Origin of the sequence: Pseudarthrobacter oxydans (assembly GCF_013314975.1) — a bacterium.
GTDB classification, from domain to species: Bacteria; Actinomycetota; Actinomycetes; order Actinomycetales; family Micrococcaceae; genus Arthrobacter; species Arthrobacter oxydans.
In genome coordinates this window covers 1-25,443 of the sequence record NZ_JABTYH010000023.1, presented here as the reverse complement: position 1 = coordinate 25,443, position 25,443 = coordinate 1, and the positions used below count along the sequence as shown (strand labels likewise).

21 protein-coding genes and 2 riboswitches are annotated in these 25,443 nt (G+C 61.7%); of the genes, 17 read left to right on the top strand and 4 right to left on the bottom strand.

The genetic code is table 11. The features are described 5' to 3' along the window. The first annotated feature begins 11 nt into the window (after positions 1-11). The 10 genes from HTS88_RS14715 to HTS88_RS14675 all read left to right on the top strand — a co-directional run bounded on the left by HTS88_RS14715 (position 12) and on the right by HTS88_RS14675 (position 11,245). The gene (locus tag HTS88_RS14715) at positions 12-707 is read left to right on the top strand and encodes an iron-dependent transcriptional repressor DtxR (protein ID WP_174179616.1); all 696 of its coding nucleotides are present in this window, start codon (positions 12-14) and stop codon (positions 705-707) included. Positions 708-838: 131 nt separating this feature from the next. After that, positions 839-1,055, top strand: a riboswitch (cyclic di-AMP (ydaO/yuaA leader). Positions 1,056-1,065: 10 nt separating this feature from the next. Then, positions 1,066-1,890: a M23 family metallopeptidase gene (locus HTS88_RS14710; RefSeq protein WP_174179685.1), complete on the top strand. Its 825-nt coding sequence runs from the start codon at positions 1,066-1,068 to the stop codon at positions 1,888-1,890. A gap of 136 nt (positions 1,891-2,026) precedes the next feature. Then, positions 2,027-2,200, top strand: a riboswitch (cyclic di-AMP (ydaO/yuaA leader). A gap of 70 nt (positions 2,201-2,270) precedes the next feature. Then, positions 2,271-2,966: a C40 family peptidase gene (locus HTS88_RS14705; protein WP_174179614.1), complete on the top strand. Its 696-nt coding sequence runs from the start codon at positions 2,271-2,273 to the stop codon at positions 2,964-2,966. A gap of 159 nt (positions 2,967-3,125) precedes the next feature. Next, on the top strand, positions 3,126-3,905 hold the full coding sequence (locus tag HTS88_RS14700; protein ID WP_174179612.1) for an NlpC/P60 family protein: 780 nt from the start codon (positions 3,126-3,128) through the stop codon (positions 3,903-3,905). 273 nt (positions 3,906-4,178) lie between these two features. Then, positions 4,179-4,679 carry an HNH endonuclease gene (locus HTS88_RS14695; protein ID WP_174179610.1) on the top strand — a complete coding sequence of 167 codons (501 nt, stop codon included), beginning with the start codon at positions 4,179-4,181 and terminating at the stop codon, positions 4,677-4,679. Positions 4,680-4,719: 40 nt separating this feature from the next. Then, positions 4,720-5,364, top strand: coding sequence for a molybdenum cofactor guanylyltransferase (gene mobA / locus HTS88_RS14690; protein ID WP_343044979.1), 645 nt, complete (start codon positions 4,720-4,722; stop codon positions 5,362-5,364). Positions 5,365-5,380: 16 nt separating this feature from the next. Further along, positions 5,381-5,674: a DUF6457 domain-containing protein gene (locus HTS88_RS22195; RefSeq protein WP_251423884.1), complete on the top strand. Its 294-nt coding sequence runs from the start codon at positions 5,381-5,383 to the stop codon at positions 5,672-5,674. After that, positions 5,671-7,047 (top strand): molybdopterin molybdotransferase MoeA, encoded by a 1,377-nt coding sequence (locus tag HTS88_RS14685; protein ID WP_174179609.1) that lies wholly within the window; start codon positions 5,671-5,673, stop codon positions 7,045-7,047. The genes HTS88_RS22195 and HTS88_RS14685 overlap by 4 nt, the downstream gene beginning before the upstream one ends. 81 nt (positions 7,048-7,128) lie before the next feature. Then, complete coding sequence (gene fdhD, locus HTS88_RS14680; protein ID WP_174179607.1) at positions 7,129-8,004, top strand: formate dehydrogenase accessory sulfurtransferase FdhD; 876 nt, start codon at positions 7,129-7,131, stop codon at positions 8,002-8,004. A gap of 196 nt (positions 8,005-8,200) precedes the next feature. Beyond that, positions 8,201-11,245, top strand: coding sequence for an alpha-mannosidase (locus HTS88_RS14675; protein WP_174179605.1), 3,045 nt, complete (start codon positions 8,201-8,203; stop codon positions 11,243-11,245). Positions 11,246-11,492: 247 nt separating this feature from the next. Here the strand turns inward: HTS88_RS14675 and HTS88_RS14670 are convergent, their stop codons facing one another. Both HTS88_RS14670 and HTS88_RS14665 read right to left on the bottom strand, forming a co-directional pair. Further along, complete coding sequence (locus HTS88_RS14670) at positions 11,493-12,230, bottom strand: hypothetical protein (protein WP_174179602.1); 738 nt, start codon at positions 12,228-12,230, stop codon at positions 11,493-11,495. Continuing rightward, positions 12,227-12,964, bottom strand: a complete 738-nt coding sequence (locus tag HTS88_RS14665) for a hypothetical protein (RefSeq protein WP_174179600.1) — start codon at positions 12,962-12,964, stop codon at positions 12,227-12,229. The genes HTS88_RS14670 and HTS88_RS14665 overlap by 4 nt, the downstream gene beginning before the upstream one ends. 250 nt (positions 12,965-13,214) lie before the next feature. On the opposite strand from HTS88_RS14665, the gene HTS88_RS14660 reads away from it, so the two are divergent. Both HTS88_RS14660 and HTS88_RS14655 read left to right on the top strand, forming a co-directional pair. Next, the gene (locus HTS88_RS14660; protein WP_174179598.1) at positions 13,215-14,858 is read left to right on the top strand and encodes an ABC-F family ATP-binding cassette domain-containing protein; all 1,644 of its coding nucleotides are present in this window, start codon (positions 13,215-13,217) and stop codon (positions 14,856-14,858) included. Then, positions 14,855-16,753 carry an ABC transporter ATP-binding protein gene (locus tag HTS88_RS14655; protein WP_174179595.1) on the top strand — a complete coding sequence of 633 codons (1,899 nt, stop codon included), beginning with the start codon at positions 14,855-14,857 and terminating at the stop codon, positions 16,751-16,753. The genes HTS88_RS14660 and HTS88_RS14655 overlap by 4 nt, the downstream gene beginning before the upstream one ends. Positions 16,754-16,847: 94 nt before the next feature. Here HTS88_RS14655 and HTS88_RS14650 read toward each other — a convergent pair whose 3' ends face one another. Further along, the gene (locus tag HTS88_RS14650; protein ID WP_174179593.1) at positions 16,848-17,408 is read right to left on the bottom strand and encodes a hypothetical protein; all 561 of its coding nucleotides are present in this window, start codon (positions 17,406-17,408) and stop codon (positions 16,848-16,850) included. Positions 17,409-17,425: 17 nt separating this feature from the next. Next, entirely contained in the window at positions 17,426-18,475 is a 1,050-nt protein-coding gene (locus HTS88_RS14645) for a hypothetical protein (protein ID WP_174179592.1), read from the bottom strand. A gap of 217 nt (positions 18,476-18,692) precedes the next feature. Here HTS88_RS14645 and HTS88_RS14640 point away from each other — a divergent pair, with 217 nt between their 5' ends. The 5 genes from HTS88_RS14640 to HTS88_RS14625 all read left to right on the top strand — a co-directional run bounded on the left by HTS88_RS14640 (position 18,693) and on the right by HTS88_RS14625 (position 23,935). Beyond that, positions 18,693-19,898, top strand: coding sequence for a hypothetical protein (locus HTS88_RS14640; protein ID WP_174179590.1), 1,206 nt, complete (start codon positions 18,693-18,695; stop codon positions 19,896-19,898). A gap of 225 nt (positions 19,899-20,123) precedes the next feature. Then, positions 20,124-21,089: an ABC-three component system protein gene (locus HTS88_RS14635; RefSeq protein ID WP_174179588.1), complete on the top strand. Its 966-nt coding sequence runs from the start codon at positions 20,124-20,126 to the stop codon at positions 21,087-21,089. Next, positions 21,073-21,309 carry an ABC-three component system middle component 8 gene (locus HTS88_RS22415; RefSeq protein ID WP_343044978.1) on the top strand — a complete coding sequence of 79 codons (237 nt, stop codon included), beginning with the start codon at positions 21,073-21,075 and terminating at the stop codon, positions 21,307-21,309. Before HTS88_RS14635 ends, HTS88_RS22415 begins: the two co-directional genes overlap by 17 nt. Continuing rightward, positions 21,309-23,105 (top strand): DUF2326 domain-containing protein, encoded by a 1,797-nt coding sequence (locus HTS88_RS14630; protein WP_246256349.1) that lies wholly within the window; start codon positions 21,309-21,311, stop codon positions 23,103-23,105. Before HTS88_RS22415 ends, HTS88_RS14630 begins: the two co-directional genes overlap by 1 nt. A 278-nt stretch (positions 23,106-23,383) precedes the next feature. Further along, a complete protein-coding gene (locus HTS88_RS14625; RefSeq protein ID WP_174179584.1) occupies positions 23,384-23,935 on the top strand; it encodes a recombinase family protein in 552 nt (183 codons plus the stop codon). Positions 23,936-25,443 lie beyond the last annotated feature (1,508 nt).

The window sequence follows — 25,443 nt, the reverse complement described above, 5'->3', positions numbered from 1 at the left end:
AGCTGAGCTGGATGACGGATCTGATCGACACTACGGAGATGTACCTTCGGACCATCTTGGAGCTTGAGGAAGAGAACATCGTGGCCCTCCGCGCCCGGATCGCCGAGCGCCTGCGGCACTCAGGCCCCACGGTTTCCCAGACCATAGGCAGGATGGAGCGGGACGGCCTGGTGGTTGTCTCGGGCGACCGGCACCTCGAACTCACCGAAGTGGGCCGGAAGCGCGCTACCGAGGTGATGCGGAAGCACCGGCTGGCGGAGCGGCTTCTGGCAGACGTGATCGGCCTGGACTGGGCCTACGTCCATGACGAGGCCTGCCGCTGGGAGCATGTCATGAGCGAACGCGTGGAGCGGCGCATCTACGAGCTGCTTGACCACCCCACGGAGTCCCCGTACGGCAATCCCATCCCCGGCCTGGCGGCCCTCGGCGGCCAGGCATCGCAAGGATTCGCGGACGGGGCCGTCAGCCTGCTGGAGGCAATGAAGTCCTATGGCCCGGCGTCGGAGGTAACCGTAAGCCGCCTGGCTGAGCCGATCCAGGTGGAGCCGGAACTGCTGGTCCAGCTCGACGAGGGCGGCATCCGTCCCGGGGCCGCGGTCTCGCTGGAGCGGGTGGGAGACTACATTTCGGTCCGCGTGCCCGGCATAGAGGGCGCCCTGGAGTTGCCGCCCGAAGTCGCAGCCCACGTCTTCGTTGCCGTCCGGTAAACCCGCGTACTACCCCGGCCGGGACGGATTAGCCAAAGATAACGGAATTGTTACTTTGGGACTTCTGGCCCTATAGTTAGACCCAAGCGTAGATACTAAAGCGTTACCTGATCCGGAGCCGAGCTCTGCCAGCGGATCAGGTGCACGAGTCATTACTGGCAGAGGCGGGGGAACCACAACCGGCAGACGGGGGACTGCCTTGGGGTGAAGTCCGTCAGCAGCAAGCCTCTTCCAGCGTTGGATCCTTCCGGGGATACCTCTGTGCCGAGCTTGCCCAGGCGGACCGGGTCTGTGAACTCTCTGACCCGAATCCGACAGCTAACTTCGCAGGCTTTCCAGAGAGGAACCCTTCTTGTCCATGCAGACCCCCAAGGGGCGCCGCCGCGCGGCCGCCCCCGTTCCAACGCCGCGCGTTGTCGAGGTCATCACCACGGAACGCCCCCGCGATCCGCACCGTGATGCACGCCGCCGTCGAGGTCCCTTCCGGCAGATCACAGAATTTGCCTCCGCCAGCGGCATTGGCCAGAAAGCCGGAATCGCGCTGGCTGCCACCGGGCTGGTGCTGACCGTGACCGTTCCGGCAACCAGCCCCGTCATGGCCACCGACAATGCAGGCAGCGTCACCCCCGTGGCAGCCTCGGCTGTTACCCCGCAGCCACAGGTATCCGCCGAGGCCGGCGCGCAGATCGACTTCAGCCGCTCTGCCGTGGTGACCCAGGCGGATCCCGACGGCAAGCTGAAGCAGCTGCTCAGCGCGCAGTCCGCCGGTTCCGTGTCCCGCGCAGCCTCGGCCGGAAGCCTCGGAGCCCCGTTGGCCGCGCTGTCCACTGCCTCCCCGTTCGGCTACCGGGTCAGCCCGATCACCGGCGGCTCCGGTGACTTCCACCGCGGCCAGGACTACGTGGCCCAGTGCGGCACCTCGGTCCTGGCAGCCGCAGCCGGCACCGTGACGTTCGTCGGGTGGCACCAGTACGGCGGTGGAAACCGCGTTGTCGTGGACCACGGCAACGGCCTGGAGACCACCTACAACCACCTCTCGTCCTTCAGTGTCACCGAGGGCCAGACGGTCTCCCGCGGCGATGTCCTGGCGCTCAGCGGTACCACGGGTGCTTCAACAGGCTGCCACCTCCACTTCGAGGTCCAGGTCAACGGCGAAGTCGTCGATCCCACGGGTTGGCTGTAGTCAAATGAGGGACGGCTATCGAATCATCATGACCCGCCGTGACCTGAATGTGACATTCAACGAAAACTGCTGTACCGTCTAACTCGCGTCAACTTTTCCGAAGTTGACGCTCTTGTGCGGATTGCCTAGCTCTGCCACCGCTCAAGGTCCGTTCGCATTTCATCGTCTGGCAGGGGCGGGGGAACCAATTTTGGTCTTTGCTTCAGCGAAGGCCTTGGGGTTAAGTCGCAAAGCTTCCTTGGAAGCGGAGTGGCCGGGTGACTCCCATCCGAATCCGACAGCTCACCTCGCAGGCATTGGGAGAGGCTACCTTCGTGTCTTCACGCCATCATTCTGCGCGCCACCGTGCGCAAACGGTTCGTACCAACCCCTTGGACACCGTGTCCAAGGCTGTTAGTGCCAATGCCGGGACAGTAGGTCGCCAGGCTGCCGTTATCGCAGCCGCTTCCGGTCTCATCCTCAGCATGGGCCTGCCTGCCAGCGCCGCGGACACTACCGCTGGCGTTTCCGCTTCCACCGAGTCCGGGTCTGCCCAGTCCGCCCTCGCGGTGACTGCAGCACCCACCGCCACCGTCTCCTTCGAGCGTCCCGTGGTGAAGACCACCGCCGCTCCGAAGCCGGCACCTGTGCGGGTACAGTCGACCGATTCCGAGAGCCGGACTGCTGCCGGAACCCGGACGGCCTCCACCGCATCAGCTCCCGAAGCTGAAGCTGAGAAGCTTGCCGAAACGGTTTCCTCGGCCTCCACCTCCGGCATTGCCGCACTTGCGTACACTGGCATCGGCCGTCCCTACGTCTGGGGTGGCACCACCCCCAACGGCTGGGACTGCTCCGGCTTCACGCAGTGGGTGTACGCCCAGGCCGGCATCAGCATCCCGCGCGTCAACGCCTGGACGGCAATGACGCCCACCTCCACCCCGCAGCCGGGTGACCTGGTCATGCAGAACGGTGGCGCGCACGTAGGCATCTACGTCGGCAACGGCATGATGATCAGCGCTCTCAACCCGTCCCAGGGCACGCTGCTTCACTCGGTGGCCGCCACCGGAAGCTCCGCCTTCTTCACCATTAACAAATAGTTCTTGGGCCTTCGGGCCCAAGAACTATTTCTTTGCTCCATCACGCGTTCCGCAAACACCACATCCCCGTTCGGGGCGTGCCGGCGTACCCCCAAGATGCCGGCACGCCCAAACCCCTTGGTGCCCACAACGGCCTGAGGAAAACGAAAGAGAGAACTGATGACTACTCGTGCCACCGCACGGCATCGCGCCGAAGTCACCAAGACCAACTCAATCGCAGTAATCGCCAAGGCTGTCGGCGGCAACGCCGGTGGCATGGGCCGCCAGGCAGCGGTTATTGCTGCCGCTTCCGGCCTGGTGCTGACCAGCGGCATCGCCGCAAACGCGGCAGACTCCAGCGTCCAGCGCGACTCCGCTCCGGCGTCCACCCTGGAAGTTGAGTCCTCCGTCGAGGCGCCGATCTCCGCCGCTTCCACCATCGCCATCACCTTCGAAAAGCCGGCCGTCACCACCACGCCTGCGCCTGTTGTCGAAGAAGAGCCCGCTCCTGTTGAGGTCGAGGAAGCCGAGCCGGCGGCTCCCGCCGTCGTCCAGCCTGCTGCAGCCCCCAAGGTGACCGCCAAGGTGACCACCGCCTCTGCACCCGCTGCAGCTCCTGCCGCTTCCGCCAGCGGCAAGGGCGCAGCCATCCTCTCCGCTGCATACGCCCAGCTGGGCGTCACCCAGGACTGCACCATGCTGGTGACCAACTCCCTGGCCGCAGTGGGCATCAACTTCCACGACTGGCCTGCAGGGTACCTCTCCCTGGGCCGCACCGTAAGCGCCGCGGAAGCCCAGCCGGGCGACCTTATCTACTACGCCGACGGTGGCGCGGGCATGGCCCACATCGCTGTCTATGCCGGCAATGGCCAGGCGGTCCACGGTGGATACAACGGAAACCAGACGGTGGTATTCAGCGCCAACGTTGGCTCCGGCCCCGTTTTCATCCGCGTGAACTAACGAGCCTCACATTCGCCGTCCCCTATGGACGGCACGAAGAACCCCTGCCCCGCGGCAGGGGTTCTTCCCTTTAAGGATGACGCCGGCGGAGTGCAGCCCGCAGACGCACGGGTAAAGCCTGCCAAGGGACCCGACACGGCAGTTTTGGAAAACAGCGATTAGCTGATAGTGCGCTTCTATGTTTACTCTTGTGGTGTCGATCCATAGCCCGGACATGCCGAGGGCAGCCGGCCCTCGTGCCCCTGACGGGTGCGGCCGTGAAGAGGTACGTGCATGCGCACTCTCGTTCTGAATGCTGGATATGAACCGCTGGCGGTCATCACGTTCCGCCGGGCGCTGGTGCTTGTGCTCACAGGCAAAGCCAGTGTGGTTGCCGAGGGTGACGATCCCGTGGTGGGACCCCAGGAGATATTGGGGCGGCCGTCCGTTATCCTCCTCAACCGCTATATCCGTCCCAGATACAACCAGGCCACGGCTGTCAGCCGCCGCGGAGTGCTGAGGCGTGATGGCCACAGGTGCGCCTACTGCGGAAAAGCGGCCCACACCATCGACCATGTCCAGCCCAAGTCCCGCGGCGGTGCCGACTCCTGGGAGAACCTGGTGGCGGCCTGCCTGCGCTGCAACAACGTCAAGGGCGACCACACTCCGGCCGAGATGGGATGGCAGCTGCGCTTCGTCCCGGAGCCTCCGCACGGAACCATCTGGCAAATCAAGGAACTCGAAAAACCCACCCCTGCCTGGGACCCGTTCCTGCTGCCCGAGCGCGCCGCCTGACCCCACCCCGCGCCATGCCCTTGGTGACTAGGCTGGGGGAGTGGAAGAGAACCTGTTGCCCTTCGATGCCCTCATCCTGGCCGGCGGCCGGTCGTCCCGGCTGGGCGGAGAGCCTAAACAGGACCTTGTCTTCCACCACGCCACTCTCCTGCAGCGTGCGCTTGCTGCTGCCGCAGGTGCCTCCAGCACCGTGATAGTGGGTCCCCGGCCGGAATCTTCCGCTCCCGGGGTGATCTGGTGCCGTGAAGAGCCGGAATTCGCGGGTCCGGCTGCAGCCATCGCGGCCGGACTGGACGCCCTTGCCCGGCACGGCACCAGCACATCGGAGTACACCCTGGTGCTGGCGTGCGATATGCCGCTGGTCCAGGACGCCGTGGCGGCACTGAAGGACGCGCTGACCCCGGGGGAAAATGACGGCGTCATGGCCCGTTCGGGTGACGGTGTCCTCCAGCCGCTGGCCGGCATTTACCGCACGGCCGGGTTAATAAAGTCAGCGGCGGAACTGTCGTCGCGCGGTGCCTTAATCAACGGCTCCGTGCGCTCCCTCCTTGCTACGCTGGAGGTGCAGCCTGTCACCGTCCCCGCAGGTTCCACGGCAGACGTGGACACGTGGGATGATGCCGCCGCACTAGGGATTGCCGCCGGAAACCAGGACAAGGGCCAGGGCCGGCGCAGCCGCAGTTAACTTGGGAGGCACGTTCGTGAAAAGTCAGGATGAAACGCTGGAGGAGTGGTGCAGGTCCCTGCTCCAGGCCTATGAGCTTGAGGATGTCCAGGTGGACGTCAACGCCATCCTTGCCTTGGCCGGTGTGGCCGCCCACTCGGTGGTCCGTCCGGCTGCCCCGCTGACCACCTTTATTGCGGGTTATGCCGCAGGGCTGGCATCGGGAACCGGGGAGGCAACGAACGCCGCTTCCATGGAATCCGCGCTGGCCGTGGCCCGTACCCTGGCCACCGACTACGATGCTGAAGCCGCCGGGACTCCCGGCGAATGACCAGCGACGCCAAGGAGGAACCGAGCAAACCCGAAGCCGACCATCCACGGCACCTCGACCACACGTGGGACGAAGCCCGGCGGGCCGCCTTTGACGCTGCCCAGCCTATTCCCGCCGGGCCGGTTGCGCTGGAGCTTGCCCTCGGACGAAAACTGGACCAGGACATCGTTGCGCTGCAGGACATGCCCCACTATGCGTCGTCGGCGATGGACGGCTGGGCGGTCAACGGCACCGGACCGTGGATCCTGGTTGAGCCCGGAACGCCCCTCGCCCCGCACCAGGCCAGTCCCATCGCCACGGGAGGACTTATCCCCGCGGGTGGCAAGTCTGTTCTGCGCAGCGAAAGCGCCCGGCTGGACAGGGACGAGGACGGACTGCCCATCCTGGTGACGGGCGGGACGGCCCGCCCCGGCGAGCCCCGCAACGGCCAGCACGTACGGAAGGCGGGGGAGGAGGCTTCCGAGGGCGACGTCCTGGTCAAGGCCGGGGTGGTGCTCAACCCCGCCCACCTGGCATTGGCCGCCCTGGCGGGATATGACGAACTTGTGGTCCAGGGAAAGCCCCTGGTCCGGCTTCTGCTGACCGGCTCCGAGGTGGTTGGCCGCGGCGTGCCCGTCCCCGGCAAGGTGCGGGACACCTTCGGCCCGCAGCTGCCGGCAGTGGTGGGCATGCTGGGCGGGATCCCCGGCGGGCAGCAGAGAATCGGCGATTCCTATGCGGAGTGGCTGGGCGCGCTGGAGGACGTGGTCCCGGAGGTGCCGGGGGCACCGGACCTGCCTGCCGACGTCGTCATCACAACAGGCGGGACCGGAAAATCCGGCACCGACCACCTTCGCCGGGCCGTAGCTGAGCTGGGCGGGCGGCTGATCATCGACGGCGTAGCCATGCGTCCGGGGCATCCGGCCGTCCTGGCTGAACTTCCGGACGGGCGCTTCGTGCTGGGCCTGCCGGGCAACCCCCTCGCCGCCATGATTGCGCTGTCCACGGTAGGGGCCCCGCTGCTGGCGGCGCTGGGGCACGGCAGCATGCCGACGGTACAGGAGGTGCCGTGCGGAACCACCCTCGAGCCCGAGCCGGGACGCACCCGCCTCATGCCGTTCCGGCTGCTGTACGGGATGGCTTCGCCGGCCCAGCACACCGGGCCGGGCATGATGCGGGGGCTGGCCTCCGCCGACGGCGTCATGGTTGTTCCTCCCCACGGGGTGAAGCTCGGTGAGCTGGTGCCAGCCTTCGCCCTGCCCTGGGGGCCGCCCATCCCGGCGCCCCCTGACCCCAATGCCAAGCCAAAGACGCGCAGCGCCGGAAGGACAGGCAGGACAGCTGCCAAGCCGGCGGCCACCGGCCCGGTGGACTGGAGTGAACTCCTTGGCTGACCAAGCCCGGGAACGGCCGGCTGCGCTGGCATCACCACGGGGCGGTTGCGATGATGGAATCATGAACAGGAACGGTGGGACATGGGACGCGTAACCCAGCGCCGCAAGGTGCACAAGTATGTGCTGGATGGCTCGCCGAATGCCCTTGAGTTTCCGGTCCGGTACCGGGAGGACGTCCTTGCGGTGGAGGAGCCGCTGGAGATACGGCTGGGCAGCATGTCCTTCTCCGTCACCATGCGGACCCCCGGCCACGACTTCGACCTGGTGGCCGGGTTCCTGGTGTCCGAGGGCGTCATCTGGGATTCCGGGCAACTTGTCTCGCTGCGCTTCTGCGCAGGGGAAGACGAAAACGGCGTGCAGACCTTCAACGTGGTCGAGGCCCAGTTACGGCCGGATGTAGAGGCTCCGTCCATGGGCCGGCACGTGTACACCTCCAGTTCGTGCGGCATTTGCGGCACCGATTCCATCGAATCCGTCAGCAAGTCCTCGCACTACAGTCCCGCCGCAGATCCGCTGAGCGTTTCCGCCGAAGTGCTCGCCTCGCTCCCGGACATCCTTCGGAAGTCCCAGCGCCTCTTCGACGACACCGGCGGCGTCCATGCTGCCGGGCTGTTCCGGATTGAGGACGACGGCGGCGCGAACCTTCTGTGCCTTCGGGAGGACGTGGGGCGGCACAACGCCGTGGACAAAGTGGTGGGATGGGCCCTGCGTGAGGGCCTGCTGCCTCTCAGCGGCACGGTCCTCCAGGTCTCGGGACGGGCCTCGTTCGAGCTTGTCCAGAAGGCTGCGCTGGCCGGAATACCCGTCCTTGCTGCCGTCAGTGCGCCATCCAGCCTTGCAGTGGAACTGGCCGAGGCCAGCGGCCTGACACTTGCCGGCTTCAGCAGGGGAACCAGCCTAAACATCTACGCAGGCGACGGGAGGATACGGCGGCCGGTGGCGGCTGCGCCGTCGTAGTCTCGTAGTCCGGCCCAGCCGGCCTGCCAACCCAGCCGCCCTGCCGTTTCACCGCCCACCCATCCAGCCTGTCTGTTGCCCCGGCAACAGTCCCGGGAAACGGTTTCGAAAGGGTTGGTAAAAGACTTGCCACCGGGTAGATTTATCCATCGAATGGACACCAGGATCCAGTCCCAAACGCTAAAGAGGGCACACATTGCATGACGACCGCCGGATCACGGAAGTGCGCCTGCACAGGTTCGTGCGGGAGCGCATCACCCCTGCGGTCTACAGCCGGACCCTTCCCCTCACGCTGAGCAGCTGGGACGTCCCGGATGAACCGGTCCCTGCGCTGGAAGCTATGCGGCAGGAGTTCCAGCCGCAGGAACAGGGCGCGCTGTGGGGGAAACCCTGGGGCACCAAGTGGCTCCGTCTCCAGGGTGAGGTCCCCGAATCGTGGGGCACGGAACCGGACACCACCGTTGAAGTGCTCGTGGACCTTGGGTTCACCGTTGAAATTCCCGGCTTCCAGTGCGAGGGCATCGTTTGGCGCCCGGACGGTACCATCATCAAGGCCGTCTCACCCCGGAACCAGTACATCCCGTTGAAGCTCCTGGGTGGCGGCATGGCAGTGGACTTCTACGTTGAAGCTGCGGCGAATCCGGACGTGGCCCAGGGCTGGACGTTCGCCCCCACGCCCTATGGGGACAAGTCAACGGCCGGTACGGCGCCGCAGTACAGGCTCGGAAGCATTGCCATCGCCGAACTGAACCAGAACGTCTGGGAACTGCAGCAGGATATTTCGACTCTTTCAGGCCTCATGGCGGTACTGCCCCTGGAACTGCCCAGGCGGCACGAGATCCTCAGGGCCCTCGAGCGCATGATGGACATCATGGATCCGGACGATGTAGCCGGGACCGCTGCCGCAGGACGCGAAGTGCTCGCGGACGTACTTGCCCGGCCGGCATATGCCTCTGCGCACCAACTGGTAGCCACCGGCCATGCCCACATAGATTCCGCCTGGCTCTGGCCGGTCCGGGAGACTGTCCGGAAATGCGCCCGGACGTTTTCCAACGTTGTTGCGCTGATGGACGAGAACCCGGACTTTGTGTTTTCCTGCTCCTCGGCCCAGCAGTTCGCGTGGATCAAGGAGTTCTATCCCGAACTCTTCGGCCGCATCCGCGAGAAGATCAGCGCCGGCCAGTTCGTTCCGGTCGGCGGGATGTGGGTCGAATCGGACACCAACATGCCCGGTGGTGAGGCAATGGCCCGGCAGTTCGTGGAGGGCAAGGGCTTCTTCCTCGCGGAATTCGGTGTGGACTGCCATGAGGCCTGGCTGCCGGATTCCTTTGGATACTCCGCTGCGCTGCCGCAGATCGTCAAGTCCGCGGGCAGCCGCTGGTTCCTGACCCAGAAGATCTCCTGGAACCAGGTCAACAGGATGCCGCACCATACCTTCAACTGGGAGGGCATCGACGGAACCCGGCTCTTCACCCACTTCCCGCCCGTGGACACCTACAACTCGGAGCTGAGCGGACGCGAACTTGCCCACGCGGAGCGGAACTACCGCGACCACGGCCACGGCACCGTGTCGCTGGTGCCGTTTGGTTATGGCGACGGCGGAGGCGGACCCACGCGGGAAATGCTGGCGGCTGCCGCACGAGCCGCGGACCTGGAAGGTTCCCCAAAGGTCCGGATCGGCTCTGCGGAAAGCTTCTTCGAGCAGGCCGAGGCTGACTACCCGGTCCTGCCCGTCTGGGTGGGCGAGATGTACCTCGAGCTGCACCGCGGAACCTACACCAGCCAGGCCAGGACCAAGAAGGGTAACCGCCGCAGTGAGCACCTGCTGAGGGAGGCAGAACTGTGGTGCGCAACGGCTTCCGTGCGGACCGGCGGAAGGTTCGCCTACCCGGCTGCGGAACTCAAGCGCTTGTGGCGGCTGGTCCTCCTGCAGCAGTTCCACGACATCCTTCCCGGCAGCTCCATCGCCTGGGTCCACCACGACGCCGAGCGCAACTACCAGGCTGTCCGCGATGCCCTTGAGGCCATCATCGGCGGGGCTGCCGCCGCCGTGCTGGGCAGCGGCGAGCGGACATTCCTGCTGAACGCTGCCCCACACGCCCGGGACGGCGTGCCTGCACTGGCCGCAGGCGAGCCGGCTGCAGCCGGGGGTGTGGTCCAGGCCAACCCCGAGAATGGGGGCTTTGTCCTGGACAACGGCGTCATCCGCGCCGTCCTGGACGCGGAAGGGCTTCTCGCCTCGCTGGTGGATTACGCCAGCGGCCGGGAAGCGATCGCTCCCGGCCAGAGGGGCAACCTCCTTGAACTGCACCGCGACACTCCCAACGAATGGGACGCCTGGGACATCGACGAGTTCTACCGGCGCAACGTTAGGCCACTGACCCGGGCCTCTTCCGTCCGGCTGGTTCACGAAGGGGCAGCCGCCGTCGTGCTGGTGGAGCGGCTGGCTGGCGCGTCCACCATCACCCAACGGATCGCACTTGCACCGGGCAGCCCGTCCCTCTCCATCACCACGTCGGTGGACTGGCAGGAACGCGAGAAGCTGCTGAAGCTGGGCTTCGCGCTGGACGTCCGGGCAGACAGGTCTGCTGCAGAGACACAGTTTGGCCACGTGTTCCGGCCCACCCACACGAATACGTCGTGGGAAACGGCAAAGTTCGAGATTTGTGCGCACCGGTGGATCCATGTGGCGGAGCCGGGGTATGGTGTGGCGATTTCCAACGCCTCCACCTACGGCCACGACGTGGCGCGGACCATCAGGGACGACGACGGCGGCACCACCACGACGGTGCGCCTGTCCCTGTTGCGCGCTCCCAAGTTCCCCGACCCGGAGGCGGACCGCGGGCTGCATGAGCTGACCGTCACCATCCGTCCGGGCGCGGATATTGCCGACGCCGTTGAGGAAGGCTACCGAACGAACCTTGATCCCCGGGTGGTCCGCGGCGGTTCCCCGGTGGAACCGCTGTTCTCCGTGACCAACCCTGCCCTGGTGATTGAAGCCGTCAAGCTGGCGGAGGATGGGTCCGGGGACGTGGTTGTCCGCCTCTACGAGTCCTTGGGCCAGCGGTCGGCAGGAAAGCTGACCGCGAACTTCGCCGTAGAGGGCGTCACGTCGGTCGATTTATTGGAGCGTCCCCTCGAGGCCGCGGGTGTGAGGACCTGCGCTGACGGAGCGGAACTGGGCCTGCGGCCATTCCAGCTGGTGACCCTGCGGTTCGCCCGCGGGGCAACCACCACGTAGCTCAACCGCTGTGCGGGTCTGGGCGCTCCGTGCTGCCCGCACCTGCAGGACGGGCCAAAACGGGCTTTAACTAGGCTGAGTGGGGGCGGTCCCCAACGGCCGCCACCACTCATCCCCCCAATAGGTGTGAAGGCCCCCGGAGCGGCCAACGTTTTGGAATTTATCCCCGTTCGAAAACGACCTGCGCTCCACCTTCACACATTCATGATTGTTTCACATTCTAATGAATTTGTGAAAGCCAGCATGGTTACTTTTCGGTATATGTCCTTTTGGCGGGTGAGACCCGGCTATTTTTAACCCTTGCTGCCCAGATCAGCGCCAGGCCAAGGACGAAGCACAGTACGGCCGTGTAATTGATGACGAACTCCACCGCCCCCCACTCCGGAGGCACCACGGGAAACAGCAGTGTCAAGGCGATAGCCACTCCACCCGTTGCCAGGAGCGCGGCAGCGATCCGCACGAGGATGGGCAGGCGGCCCCGGACAGCACGGACCATGGCGGGCAGCAGCACCAAGGATATGTAAGCGGGATACGCCCTTCCCGCTGCTCCGTAGTACTCCACAAGAACAAAGTTCCGTTCGCTCTTTTCTGACACAGCTGCAAGCCCTGCCGAAGAGCCGACCGTGTCCATCATGAAGAACAGGACCACCAGGGCGAGGGAAATGACCAGCAGCACCACCATGCCGGCTTTTCCCGTGATGCGCCGGTACGCGCTGTCTGCACCGAATCCGCGGGTGACCCGGATTCCGACAAAGTAGATGGCTGCGAAGATGATGAAGCGCAGCAGGAGGTTGGCCAGGTTGATGCCGCCCAGGGCCTGGTCGATGGCCACGTAGGGCTTCTCGATGCTCAGGAGGATGGCGACGGTCATCAGTCCGAAGATGTAGAACAGCGACCTGTTCTCTCCCCGGACGGCGCTGGGCACCCGGGCTGCAGCGATGAGTCCGCAGGTGGCAAGCGTGGACCACTGAAGGATTTCGATCATCCCAGGTTCTCCCAGATCTTTTCCGTTTGTGCCTGGTCCTGCTCCTGGCGGCGCAGCACCTTCCCCAATGCCTGCAGCCTGTCGCCCGCCAGGGCGGTGAGGTCGCCGTCGGACAGGCTGTCCAGGGCGGCCTGCCGCGCACCCGGCGGCCAGCCCGCTTCCTCTTCGGTGATCAGGCCGGTGGCCACCAGGCCGCCGGCCGGTCCAACGCCGGCAGCCAGCGCGGTGGCAAGCGCCAGCTCCGGCGACAGCCGGTTGGCGGTCAGCTGCGCTGAATAGTTCTGCGGCGCCACCCCGGTGGCCGCGGAAACACGGTGCCGCACTTCGCCGTCGTCGATTGCGTCAACCCAGTTTTTTACCGAGGTGGCGTGCGGGGCAGCGGAAAGAGGCGGGGACGCAGTCCCGGAGGCGCCGGCCTGCTCCATCGCCGGGCGGGCAAGGACAGCGCGCAGGAGGTCGGGGGTGGAAACCTGGCTGACAAGTTCGCAACGGCTGGGCGGAACCTGGGGACCGGCCAGGTCCTGGTAGGCCTCAAAGGTGGCCAGGGCCGAAAGCGGATTTACGTTGTACGCGCGGCTGATGCTGACCACAGTGCTGACCGAGACTTTCCCACGGACCAGCTGCTGGGCCAGGGTGGTCCGCTTGATCCCTGAGATCCTGCAGACGTCAGCCGTGCTGGCGTCGGGCGCAATGCCTTGCAGCCAGCGCTGGAACGCCTTGGCGGGGAGGGTCATGGACGGCTCTCTGCAGAACGGATGGTGTGTCGATTTTAGCGCGCCGCATCCCGGCGGTTTTACCCGTGCTGCCGTTTCGACTATGCTTGATGGTCGAGCCCGTTGGTCCGTACACCCCCCAAGTCCGGACCAGCGGGTTCTTTCATGTCCTGCGGCCCGCGCTCCTTCCTCCCGGGTAAATGTCAGGGCCCTGCCAGCCAGTGTTCGGGCAGGAAACCCGCTGCGGACGCAGTGGCGAAAGGATAGAACCATGACTGCAACCCTCGTAGCGAAGGACGTTTCCGGCGGCCACGACCACCGGCAGCTTTTCTCCGGGCTCTCCCTGACAGTGGCCCCCGGGGACGTGGTGGGCGTGGTGGGTGCCAACGGAGCCGGGAAATCCACGCTGCTGCGGCTCCTCGCCGGTGTGGACCAGCCGCAGGAAGGTTCTGTCAGCCTGGCCCCCTCCGACGCCTTCGTTGGCTGGCTTCCCCAGGAACACGAACGCGTGCCAGGTGAAACAGTGGCAGGCTACATTGCCCGCCGCACCGGCTGTGCCCAGGCCACCGCCGAGATGGAATCCACCGCTGAGGCCCTTGGCAGCGGCGCTCCCGGCGCGGACGACGCCTATGCGCTGGCCTTCGACAGGTGGATGGCCTCCGGTGCTGCCGACCTTGATGACCGGCTTCCCGCTGTCCTGGCAGACCTTGGGCTGGAGACCGGTCCGGAAGCGGCCATGACCGGCCTTTCCGGCGGGCAGGCAGCGCGGGTGGCGCTGGCGGCGCTGCTGCTGAGCCGGTTCGACGTGGTGCTGCTCGACGAGCCCACCAACGATCTTGACCTCGAAGGCCTCGCCAAGCTGGAGGACTTTGTCACCGGCCTGCGCGGCGGCGTTGTGCTGGTCAGCCATGACCGCGAGTTCCTTGCCCGCTGCGTCACCACTGTGGTGGAACTTGACCTGGCGCAGAACGCCGTGGCCGTGTACGACGGCGGCTACGACGCCTTCCTGGAGGAACGGGCCGTTGCCAGGCGGCACGCCCGGGAGAAATACGAGGAATTTGCGGCCACCAAGGCCGACCTGGTGTCCCGGGCGCGGACCCAGCGGGAATGGAGTTCCCAGGGCGTCCGGAACGCGATGAAGAAGAGCCCGGACAATGACAAGATCCGCCGCGCAGCCAGCACGGAATCCTCAGAGAAACAGGCCCAAAAGGTGCGGCAGATGGAATCCCGGATTTCACGGCTGGACGTGGTGGAGGAGCCGCGGAAGGAGTGGCAGCTGCAGTTCTCGATCGGAAAAGCGCCGCGCTCCAGCTCGGTGGTGGCAACGCTCCGCGACGCCGTGGTCCGGCAGGGCGGCTTCACCCTTGGGCCCGTCAACCTGCAGCTCAACGCCGGCGAACGCATCGGAATCACAGGCCCCAATGGTGCCGGTAAGTCCACCCTGCTGCGCCTGCTGCTGGGCGGCGTCGAGCCTGACTCAGGCAGTGCTGCGATGGGTGCTTCCGTGGCCATTGGCGAGATCGACCAGGCCCGCGGACTGCTCGGGGGCAACCTGACCCTGGCCGACGCCGTGGAGGCAGTCCTGGTGGACCTGAACCCGGCCGAGGTCCGCACGCTCCTGGCGAAGTTCGGACTCAAAGCCGACCATACGACCCGGACTGTGGAATCCCTGTCACCTGGCGAGCGGACGAGGGCGGCCCTGGCCCTCCTGCAGGCCAGGGGCGTGAACCTCCTTGTCCTGGACGAACCAACCAACCACTTGGACCTGCCGGCCATTGAACAGCTCGAAGAAGCCCTGGAAAGCTACGAGGGCGCGCTGCTGCTGGTCACCCACGACCGCAGGCTGCTGGAAAACGTACGGCTGGATGTACGTTGGAATGTGGACAACGGAATGGTAGAGGAGCAGCAGCAATGAGCATGGAAGGAGTGGCCTGGAGCTCCCTGTACAAGATCACCCGGTCAAAGAGCGGGTCCCAGCCATTCTCGAAGGCCACCCTGAAGCGTGTCCTGGGCTTTGCCCGGCCGCACCGCGGAAAGCTGATCGCCTTCGTGGCCCTGTCCGTGGTGATGGCGTTCCTCGCCGTAGCCACTCCTGTCCTCGCCGGACAGGTGGTGGACGCCATCGTGGCGAAGGCCGCCGCCGGGGAAGTGGTCAGGCTGGCCGTACTGATCGCCGTCGTGGCCGTAGCTGAGGCAGGCCTGGGCCTGGTAAGCCGCTGGCTTTCGTCCACGATCGGCGAAGGCGTGATCGTGGACCTGCGCACCAGGGTCTTTGACCACGTGCAGAAGATGCCCATCGCCTTCTTCACCCGCACCAGGACCGGGGCGTTGGTCAGCAGGCTGAACAACGACGTGATCGGTGCCCAGTCCGCGTTCGCCGGCACCCTGTCCGGTGTGGTGAGCAACGTGGTGGCCCTGGTCCTGACCCTTATCGTGATGATGGGAACCTCCTGGCAGGTGACGGTCCTGGCGATGATCCTGCTGCCGGTCTTCCTCATCCCTGCCCGGCGCATGGGCTCCAAACTCGCGGACCTGCGGCGCGAAGCGGCGGAGCACAATGCCGCCATGGGCACGCAGATGACCGAACGCTTCTCCGCCCCCGGAGCCACCCTGGTCAAGCTTTTTGGGCGCCCCGACGAGGAATCCCGGGAATTCGCCGTCCGCGCCGGACGTGTCCGTGACATCGGAGTACGGACCGCGATGCTGCAGTTCACTTTCGTCACGGCCCTGACCCTCGTTTCTGCGCTCGCGCTCGCACTGGTCTATGGAATGGGCGGCTGGCTGGCGATCACTGGCCAGCTGGCGGCGGGCGACGTGGTGGTCCTGGCGTTGCTGCTCACCAGGCTGTACGCCCCGCTTACGGCGCTCTCCAACGCGCGGGTGGAGATCATGAGTGCCCTGGTCAGCTTCGAACGCGTCTTTGAAATCCTTGACCTCAAACCGCTCATCCAGCAGAAGCCGGACGCCGTAACCGTTCCTGCCGGCCCGGTGGCCGTGGAGTTCGACGACGTCCGGTTCGCCTACCCCTCGGCAGACAAAGTCTCGCTTGCTTCCCTGGAGGAGGTGTCCACGCTGGACACCCGCGGCGGGGAAGAAGTGCTGCACGGCATCAGCTTCCGCGTGGAACCGGGACAAACAGTGGCGCTGGTGGGCTCATCGGGCGCCGGCAAGTCGACCATTGCCCAGCTGCTGTCCCGGCTCTACGACGTGGACTCCGGCGCAGTGCGGCTGGGCGGCACTACTCCCGGAACCGGGGTGGACCTGCGGGACATCACCTTCGACTCGCTCCGGGACACACTGGGCATGGTGACCCAGGACGGCCACCTCTTCCACGAAACCATCGCCTCGAACCTGCGGCTTGCCCGCCCGGACGCCACCGAGGCCGACATGTGGGAGGTCATCCGGCAGGCCCGGCTGGAGTCCATGATCCGGTCACTCCCGGACGGGCTGGACACCGTGGTGGGGGAGCGCGGCTACCGGCTTTCCGGCGGTGAACGCCAGCGGCTCACCATTGCCCGGTTGCTGATCGCCCAGCCCCGGGTGGTCATCCTCGATGAGGCAACGGCAGCGCTCGACTCCACCAACGAAGCTGCCGTGCAGGCTGCCCTGGGGGCTGCACTCGAGGGGCGCACCGCCGTCGTGATTGCGCACCGCCTCTCCACCGTCCGCGCCGCGGACGCCATCCTGGTGGTGGAGGACGGCCGGATTGTGGAACGCGGGACCCACACCGAACTCCTCGCTGCCGAGGGGCGGTACGCCGAGCTGTACCGAACGGCCTACAAGTCTGAAGACCCTGTTCTAGAAGGCTGACAGTCTCTTAAACGCTGAAAACAAGAAGGACCTCACCTGTTTAAGTGAGATCCTTCTTTGGTCTAGCTGGAGGTCACGGCGCCAAAGTCCTTAGTCAAGCTTCCGATGCCTCTGGTTCGGCTCCCGTATCCTTTCGGGCAAGAGAAACAAACTCTCGTATAAGCCTTCCAAGCTCGTCGATGGTTGCACTGATTTCTTCTGCTAATTGCTGTAGCACATGTGCGTTAGCGTCCGGCTCCGGGTCCATCGAATGTTTGGCTGAGATCAGCCGGCCAATTTCCAGAATCTGGTCGATCACCTTCTTCCCGGCACTTCGGACCTCGCTGGGGCCAACGAGTCTCACCTCGTCGAAGGTCACCAACGCGTTACGAGCGTAGGAAGGGTCAAGGCTGTAGGCATGGCTAGCAGCGGCTGTCGCGGCGGAGACAAACTTTGCGTAGGCCTGCTGTTTGGTGTCTCGAAGCCAAAGGCGATGCTCGCGGTCTACCTGACGGTGCCATCGCCTTTCATCGTCCTCACGGGCAGCCGCAAGGGTGTCCTTTGTGTTCTTACGGTGGATCATCGCCGTAAGCGTCGCTCCACCCAATCCGGCCACCAGGGCTGCAGTGGCCGATATTGCGGCGACTAGTACCAGCCGCGAGGTTTCTGCATCCATTAGGGCAGGAAACATCACTACAGCTCGATCTGTGCAGCGATCGACGGCTTTCCGTTTCTTCCACTGTTGATCAAAGGGTGTCTGTAGGCCGTGGGAACGAGCGCGGCCCGGTCAGGAACCCAGTTCGACCAGTGGCGCCAGCGGCCTCCCGAACAATTCAATGAAGAATCCATCTGTATCTGGTCGATGACGATGAGCATGGTTGGTTGCCCTTCAGCATGACGCACTTCACCTTCCGTAATGTCTATGGCTAGCCTGTCTGTTGTGCTGCCCTTCACCTCTATATGCACCTCTACTTCCCCCAGCGTGGCGGTTACGTCCCACGCTTCTGTTGCGCCCACATCCGTGGTGGCGAAGCCGAGACTCTGGTAGTGCTCGATAACTTGCCCCACTGAGTACCTTTCAACGGCTTTACGACGCTCGGGATCTGTCTGGCGTCCGTACCCGGAAGAATTATTCTTCGAGCGGCTTCGGGGCGTTCTCGGCCTCGGCTCGTCAGCGGGCTCGTCTACAGCAATTTGTGCGAGCTCTCTGAGTTCTGGAATGGCGTCTACCAGGGCCGCAGGGAACTTCACTAGGTATGCCTGGGCTGCACGAATCGGGCGCTTGTCCGATATTGCGAAAGGAAAATAGAGTGGCTCCTTGCCATATATGGAAATGAGCTCGTCACGGACGGTTCTCAGAGTGGGTTCCAGGGCTCGAACTCTTTCAAGGGGCACTGAGACTTCAAGTTCCCGGTATCCTTGTAGCAATGCCTCCCAGGCGTCCTCTTGTCCAGTTGACGGACGCTGACGCCCGTAGCTACCCCTGCTATGCCACTCCAGTGAAGAGGCGAAGTGTTCAGTGCTGCAATGTGAGTAGCCGGTCAAGGCGGGGCCATGGTTCTTCCGCCAATGAAGGACGATGTCGCCTGGGCGAACATGACGAACAGTCTCGTACGACCATTCTTCTCGGCCTGCATCGTTCACTTGCGGGGCGATCAGATTCTCACCGATAGGGTCACGGTTAGTAATCTCCATCCAAAAGCGCTCGCGGCTGTCGGACTTCCACCATTCGTTAATCGCCATGGATGTCAGCATAGATCCTGTTGCAAGCGGGCCAAGCCGAAGAACGGGGCTCCGTGGACAACGCTAAGACCGAGTCGTCCTCAGGGCTGTGCAACTCCAGTAATTCTCCTCGGCGCTGCCGCCTCATTATTTGCGCTTTGTTCGGATAATCTCGTCGGAAGTGGCTGGATACAGATGTGCCAGCAAAAAGTGCGAGGGGATAGGGGAGCGTCTCCCAATGGGAAGCTATAAGCCGCCAGCAGACGAGTATGTTCGTCCGGGCGGTAGGACTCAATTGAAGCCGAAGACGTATATAGATAATCACTATGTTCGTGGAGCCAGTTATCACGTTCAAAATTTTTCCGGTCATAAGAACGGGGATCAGATTGAGTTTGAACTAGTTCCTGAGCCGGGAAATCCTTACGACCGATGGGCCGTAGCGCTTCACCTCGAAGGCAAAAGGGTTGGTTACATTTCCGCGGAAGACTCCGGCCTGTGGCACGACGTCGTTTTTGCTTACAACCGGGCGGGCTCGGCTGTCTATGCTGACGGATTCGTTCACACCTATGGTGAGGGAACGATCGGACTGACCGTGCTACTGCCGGGATTTGAAGATGCAGAACGGCTAATGGAAGACCTGGGCCTGTTCAAAGAATGTGATGCTGTCATCGCAGCCCTCCCAAGCGAGGCACGCAGTCGCATATTAGAGTCAGAACGTTATGGTTTGAGCGCGGCAGATGTGCGGCTCCTGAGGTCCAAAAAACACCTGGCACCGAGCCTAAATTGGCACAAAAGCCGGGGATCGCGTTTGGAGGACCGGTATCCGACGGCCCTCTATCGTCGTCTTATAGACGTTGACCAGCAGGAACGCCAACGCATTCGGGAGGAAAAACAGGCAGCACGCCAAGAAGCAAGACTTGAACGTGAGCGCCTGGAAGAAGAAAAACGTGCCGTAGTGGCAGCTGCGCAAGAAGTATTCGCTGAACGCGTTTTGAACCTTCACGCCAATGGAGCTTCCCTAGCAAGGATGCGCCGCGAACTTGGCTGTTCGGATCGCAGGATCAAGAGTGTACTTGCAGCGAACGGGCTGAACGCGTTGCCGCAACAGAATCAGGTCGCCAAGGACGAGCGCTTGGCGCGTTCTCAGCAGGCCCTTCGACTCCAAGAAGGAGGCTACACGCGGAACCAAATTGCATCCAAGATGGGCTGTTCGTTTGAAACAGTAAAGAGCATGCTCAAAGACGCCAAGTTCTACGCCGATCCTTGGACTGACCCTGAACGTTTATACCTTGTGCGGAACTCGAAGGATCCGTCTATGACGAAACTAGGCTTTGACGCCGCCGCAAATTTGCTGCAGGTGACATCGGCGAAGCTGAAAAGCGCTCGTAGAGACTTCGGTATTATCTCAGACCTACACCCAAGGTTGTTGGATCCCCTGGAGTAACAGTCGACGATTCTGGGTCTGCACGTTTAGTTGCTTGCTGGCCTTGGGGACCGCCCTCATCGGCCGACGAAAGCGTCTCCAAGTAGTCCGAGTACGGGTAACTTACTCGGACTCCGTCTGTCGCATTTCCATCCTCCGGGGTGCCGGTAGCTAGAGCGAGGGCCAGTGTCGGTAGTCTTATCGGTGTGGACCTAGGCACCACGAGAAGAGTATTTGGGGGCGGCTATGAAATGGTACGACTACGAAGATATGTCCCCGACGGGGTTTGAAAATCTCGTGATTGCCATATGCCAGCGCCTGCTTGGTTACGGGGTGATCGGGTTCGCGCCTGGGCCGGACGGCGGACGTGACGCCAAGTTCCATGGTACTGCTGACCTGCATCCCAGCGCACGCTCGCCTTGGTCGGGTAAGACCATAGTTCAGGCAAAGCATACGAATGGGAACAATAAGTACTTCAGTGAGCCGGATTTTTTTAGTGCAAGCGGCCAGTCGGCCACTCTCACTGAAGAAGTTGTCCGGGTAAGCAAACTTATTGAGAGTGGCAATCTGGATAATTACATGGTTTTTGCGAATCGGATACTCAGCGGCAACGCTGAGAGTGAAATCCGAACGTACATCTCTTTAAAAACCGGTCTTGCCGAAGAGTCCATATATCTATGCGGCCGCGATCAGCTAGATATGCATCTTAAGACCTGGCCGGATGTTGCGCGTGTAGGTGAGATCGCTGCCTTGGACGCACCGCTCTTGGTCGACTCCAACGAGCTAGCTGAGATAATTGAGGCACTGCATGGAGATCTGCCACCGGCTGCATTGGCCGCCGTGGATGATATTCCAGTGGACCGTGTCAGCTATGCAGAAAAAAATCGTTTGAACAGACTGACTGATTCGTATGCCAAGGATCGGAGACGAAGGTATCTTGCTGATTGCTTCAGAATCCAAGAATTCCTAGAGTCCCCAGACAATGCCGATGTAATGAGGCTATACGAGTCTGTGGTCGATGAGTTCCAAGCGCGGATCCTTTCGAAGCGCTCGCTGTTCGAGAACTTCGATGACGTACTTGAGTACCTCCTCGAGCTACTATTCAGTCGCAATCCTCTGCTGCGTAGGTTCAAGAGGCTTACGAGGGTCATAGTCTTTTACATGTACTGGCACTGCGACATTGGAGAAACCAGTGATGCTGAGGCCGACTAAACATTCCCATCCGGACAAGACGGTGGTAGCAGTGGCGGCGATACTACTTAAGTATTTGCGCAGTAAGAGATCCGTCTCTTTCGAGGATGCTAGGGCTCGGGCATTGGGACAAGATCAATCCCTTGCCTCCTTAGTGATCCCGGCACTTAACCTGCTCTATCTCTTTGGTCTCATCGAATACAGGCGAAAAAACGATACTCTTGAATATGTGGGCCCGTGATGAAACTCTCTTCCTTATATTCCAATAGGCCAGCCGAACTGACGCGCATCGACTTCCGGGACGGACTCAACGTCGTCCTGGGCGAGATCCGTCTACCTGAAAACAAAGATCGTGATACTCATAACCTGGGAAAGACAACTCTCGGGGGACTGATCGACTTTTGTTTGCTCAAGGGTCGTTCATCAGAGTTCTTCCTGTTCCGTCATGCAACAACATTTAGTCCGTTCGTCTTTTTTATTGAGATTGCGTTAGAAAATGGCAGCTTCGTTACGGTGCGCCGTTCGGCTTCTACACATACTCGTATCGGTATCAAACGTCACTCGCAACGACGGGAAGATTATTCGGCCCTGCAACAAGAGGAGTGGGACCACTGGAATCTACCTCTCGCGAAGGCAAAGACGATCCTGGATGGAATTCTTGATCTGGGCGCCCTTGCACCGTTCGATTACCGCAAGGAGATGCCCTACCTCCTCCGATCCCAAGATAGCTATAGAAGCGTCTTCAAGGTACAGAACGCCAGCACGCGGGACGTCGTCTGGAAACCCTTTCTTGCTCATATCCTAGGTTTCGAAGCAGCGTCCATCCGCGATGTCTACGAAGCCGAAGTTGCCTTAGACCAGAAGAACGGCCAGGTTGCCGTTATCCATGCTGAGAGCAGCCTGAACTCCTCGGGCTTGGCGGATATTGAAGGCTTACTCCGGATCAAGACTCAGGACCTTCGCAAGCGTGAGCTGCTTCTGGCCGAGTTTGACTTCGGTGCCGAGGACGCTGACAGAACTACCGAACTCGTTGATGACATCGACTTGCGGACCGCAAACCTTAACGAAGAGCGATACGGCCTTACGAAAAGACTAAAAAAGGTTGAACTCGCGCTAGTTGAGCGCGAAATCAATTTTGACGTGGCCGAAGTCTCTGCCCTGTTTGAGGAGGCGAGTGTCATCTTTGAAGGGCAGATAGTGCGGGACTTTGAGTCCCTCATTCGCTTCAACCAGCAGATCGGCACTGAGCGACGGGGCTATCTTGAAGAGGAGCAGGCGGATCTTGTTGCTGCCCTGGCCAACGTTGAATCTGAGCTAGAGATATTGGGGGCACGCAGGACTGAGCTCCTTTCATTTCTGAGCAACAGTGACTCGCTGGCTAAGTACCGTGAAGTTTCTCAGCAACTAGTCGGCCTTACATCTGAGATTGCCGTACTAAACCAGAAGAAAGAGGCTTTGAGCCGAATTGACGAGTTGAGCGCTGATCGTCAAGCAGCTGAAGCGGAGGTGACTCGCAAGAAGGGTGTCTTGAGTGACGAACTAAAGGCGCAAATTGAAGACACAGACAGTCTCTTTTGGCAGATTCAGGACAGGTTCAACGACATCATTTACACCGTTACCGGTTCTCATGCGCTCCTGTCGGCCCGGCTGAACGGGGAAGGTCATGTGGACTTCAGCGCGGAAATTCTTAATCAGAAGGACACCGCCACGTCGCAGGGGCGCGGGAACACTTACAAGAAATTGATGTGTATGGCATTTGACCTGGCCGTTCTGTCTGCACACTTGGGCTCGGGGTTCCCCAGATTTGTGTATCACGACGGCGCTTTCGAATCTCTCGATTCGAGAAAAAAGGAAAAACTTGTGGAGGTCTACCGGGAGCATGCCGCCCTCGGTATACAGATCATCATGACTGCCATCGATTCTGACTTACCGCCATCATCAACTTCTGGTGTTCATCTCCTCAATCCGGACGAGATTGTTCTTACGCTTCACGACGAAGGAACTTCCGGCAGGCTATTCAAAATACCTTCCTGGTGAGGCTTGTGAGCGTGCTGGTCAGAGAGCCTCAAACTACGGGCTCGCGTACGCGCTCGCCCGCAAGTAAGAGAGGTTGATTCCCTCCTCAAAGCAAATTCGGGAATTCGACGGCTCACAGGAGGAGTCTTAAAAACGATCGTTTTTTAAGACGATCAGGGGCTGGAGTATCCAAAGTCGTGGATGTTGCGTTCTAGCCAATTTTGTAATCTTGAAATGCCGTCTCAAAACAGGTAGTCTCAAAACACTGTTTGATACGGCATTCTTAGATAGGGCGGCATATGGCAGTCATTGGTTACGCGAGAGTTTCGACAGTCGAGCAGAATCTCGATTTGCAACTTTCTGCCCTGAAGGAGGCCGGCGCTGTTCGGACTTATGCTGACCAGGGCGTAAGTGGCACGGCAACCGAACGTCCAGAGCTAACAAGAGCTCTCGACCGTCTGGAGAGCGGGGACGTCCTGACCGTGTGGAAGTTGGACCGGCTCGGGCGGAACACCCGCCACGTTCTCGAAGTCGTCGAGGAGCTGCGGAAGCGAGAAGTCGGTTTTCGCTCAGTGACCGAAGGCCTTGATACGAATGGGCCTATGGGAACGGCGATGCTAACGATAATGGCGGCATTTGCTCAGTTGGAGCGGGACACCATGGTAGAACGAACGCGCGCTGGGCTTGCAGTCGCTGCTTTGAACAATCGACATGGTGGCCGCCCGAGGAAAGTGGACGACGCAGCCGCTGCTCGGGCCGCCAGCCTTAAGGCAAAGGGTCTCAGTGCGAGTGACATCGGTAAGATGCTTGGCGTTTCGCGAGCAACGGTTTATCGCTACTTAGCGGGCTAGCAGAGGCCGGTTTGACCGGCGAGTCCGGCTGAACGTCCCGGCCCTGGGCATCTCTTAGGGCCGGGACTTTCTCGGTAATGAAGCTGTTGGTTGATTGCTTCGGGATCCTACGCCTGTTTTCTTAGTCCTGCAGTCTGAACCTGCAAGGGCCGCGTTACCGGAGAAAGTTTTGTAAAACTGGCCCAAAGCAGGGGCCGTGACTTACAAAAGTTTCTTCCAGAAACACAAGATGTCTGTCTTGCTCGGTATGGATAGGCTGATCTTCACAGTGGACAGGTGACCTACGTGTTCCCTGTCCACAAAAAACCTCTGGAGAGGCCAAAATGAAAATGTTTGCAGTCGTAACAGATCAGAAAACCCCGACGCCAGAAACTGCCCGTTGTCATAACCACGCCAGCTCGTTATTCTCCTCAGGAAGCCAGGTGAGGGACTGCTCTGAGGACTGCACATTGGTGTGTCAGGTGTGTGGTATTAGCCGCCACAACGAGAACGACCCGATTTACCAAAACCGACCGACGTATGAAGCCATTCCCACTGAGTACCTCTGACTTCGCGTGGCCACCTGGCTTCATGCGGGTAGGTTTTGGAAACTTTTAGGGTCGCTTTTAGGAGACCAGCACTAGGGTGTTTTTCGGACTAGTGTGGATAATTCCTAACATAACCAGTTGTCAACTTTTGCTCCATTTCATGGAACCGTCTACTCATGGAACCTTCCCTCTTGGAAGTATCGCCGTTGGAAGTAGGCTCTTGGAAGTATCGCCGTTATGGGCGGCATTTGGCCTCGCTGAGCAGATCCTATGTTCCGACGTAGTATCTCCCGACTCGTCTGGTGGCAGAATCTACAAGAAAGTCAGCGGCAACGGTCCCACCGTCTGGTGTTCCGCCATGGAATTGGCCTCCGCACGAACATTCGCAATCGGCGGTCTTGGCCCTCCTGCAGGACCCTGTGCAGGCCTGAGCTATTCGGTGGTCCTGGACTACCCACACACCTTGATAGCGCGTTAGAAGGGCGTTTGTGAGCTTCTCACGGTGGGTTTTGGAAACCTCCCACCATACTGTGTTGTTGCTGTCCTCGAACCAGTCAAGTACAGCTCTTTCGCCCAAGATTTCCTTGAGGTACGAACGAACCCACTTGCCACCATCGGGAAGGTGGATATGGAGCTTAGTCTGGTCGAGTAGGGAATAGATGATTGCTTCTCGCATGATGCGATCCTTTTGTTAGCTATCGGTTTTGGGGATCGTCAATACGTCGCTGCGTCGTTTGGTGGTGCGGCAAGGGAACTGGAACTTTGGAACTTTTGGATTGACAGCTTGGATCGGTACAGAGATGCAGTGTCAGGCAGCTCTATCTAAGAGCTGCCTCTAGTGCTGCTAAGCAGGTCGATCTAAAGTTCCAAAGTTCCAATTCCTTGCATGTAGAGGAGATTCTCCTCGTAGTGCCTTCCAAGGATCTTCCAATGAAGTTCCATTGGACGTTTGCTGACTAAAGCGTCTTGGCCAGGTTCAGA

Bases quoted from the DNA above. Each gene is read 5' to 3' on its own strand.
- HTS88_RS14715 (WP_174179616.1), top strand. From the start codon at position 12: ATGACGGATCTGATCGACACTACGGAGATGTACCTTCGGACCATCTTG.
- HTS88_RS14710 (WP_174179685.1), top strand. From the start codon at position 1,066: ATGCAGACCCCCAAGGGGCGCCGCCGCGCGGCCGCCCCCGTTCCAACG.
- HTS88_RS14700 (WP_174179612.1), top strand. From the start codon at position 3,126: ATGACTACTCGTGCCACCGCACGGCATCGCGCCGAAGTCACCAAGACC.
- HTS88_RS14695 (WP_174179610.1), top strand. From the start codon at position 4,179: ATGCGCACTCTCGTTCTGAATGCTGGATATGAACCGCTGGCGGTCATC.
- HTS88_RS14685 (WP_174179609.1), top strand. From the start codon at position 5,671: ATGACCAGCGACGCCAAGGAGGAACCGAGCAAACCCGAAGCCGACCAT.
- fdhD (WP_174179607.1), top strand. From the start codon at position 7,129: ATGGGACGCGTAACCCAGCGCCGCAAGGTGCACAAGTATGTGCTGGAT.
- HTS88_RS14670 (WP_174179602.1), bottom strand. From the start codon at position 12,230: ATGATCGAAATCCTTCAGTGGTCCACGCTTGCCACCTGCGGACTCATC.
- HTS88_RS14665 (WP_174179600.1), bottom strand. From the start codon at position 12,964: ATGACCCTCCCCGCCAAGGCGTTCCAGCGCTGGCTGCAAGGCATTGCG.
- HTS88_RS14660 (WP_174179598.1), top strand. From the start codon at position 13,215: ATGACTGCAACCCTCGTAGCGAAGGACGTTTCCGGCGGCCACGACCAC.
- HTS88_RS14655 (WP_174179595.1), top strand. From the start codon at position 14,855: ATGAGCATGGAAGGAGTGGCCTGGAGCTCCCTGTACAAGATCACCCGG.
- HTS88_RS14650 (WP_174179593.1), bottom strand. From the start codon at position 17,408: ATGGATGCAGAAACCTCGCGGCTGGTACTAGTCGCCGCAATATCGGCC.
- HTS88_RS14645 (WP_174179592.1), bottom strand. From the start codon at position 18,475: ATGGCGATTAACGAATGGTGGAAGTCCGACAGCCGCGAGCGCTTTTGG.
- HTS88_RS14640 (WP_174179590.1), top strand. From the start codon at position 18,693: ATGGGAAGCTATAAGCCGCCAGCAGACGAGTATGTTCGTCCGGGCGGT.
- HTS88_RS14635 (WP_174179588.1), top strand. From the start codon at position 20,124: ATGAAATGGTACGACTACGAAGATATGTCCCCGACGGGGTTTGAAAAT.
- HTS88_RS22415 (WP_343044978.1), top strand. From the start codon at position 21,073: ATGCTGAGGCCGACTAAACATTCCCATCCGGACAAGACGGTGGTAGCA.
- HTS88_RS14630 (WP_246256349.1), top strand. From the start codon at position 21,309: ATGAAACTCTCTTCCTTATATTCCAATAGGCCAGCCGAACTGACGCGC.
- HTS88_RS14625 (WP_174179584.1), top strand. From the start codon at position 23,384: ATGGCAGTCATTGGTTACGCGAGAGTTTCGACAGTCGAGCAGAATCTC.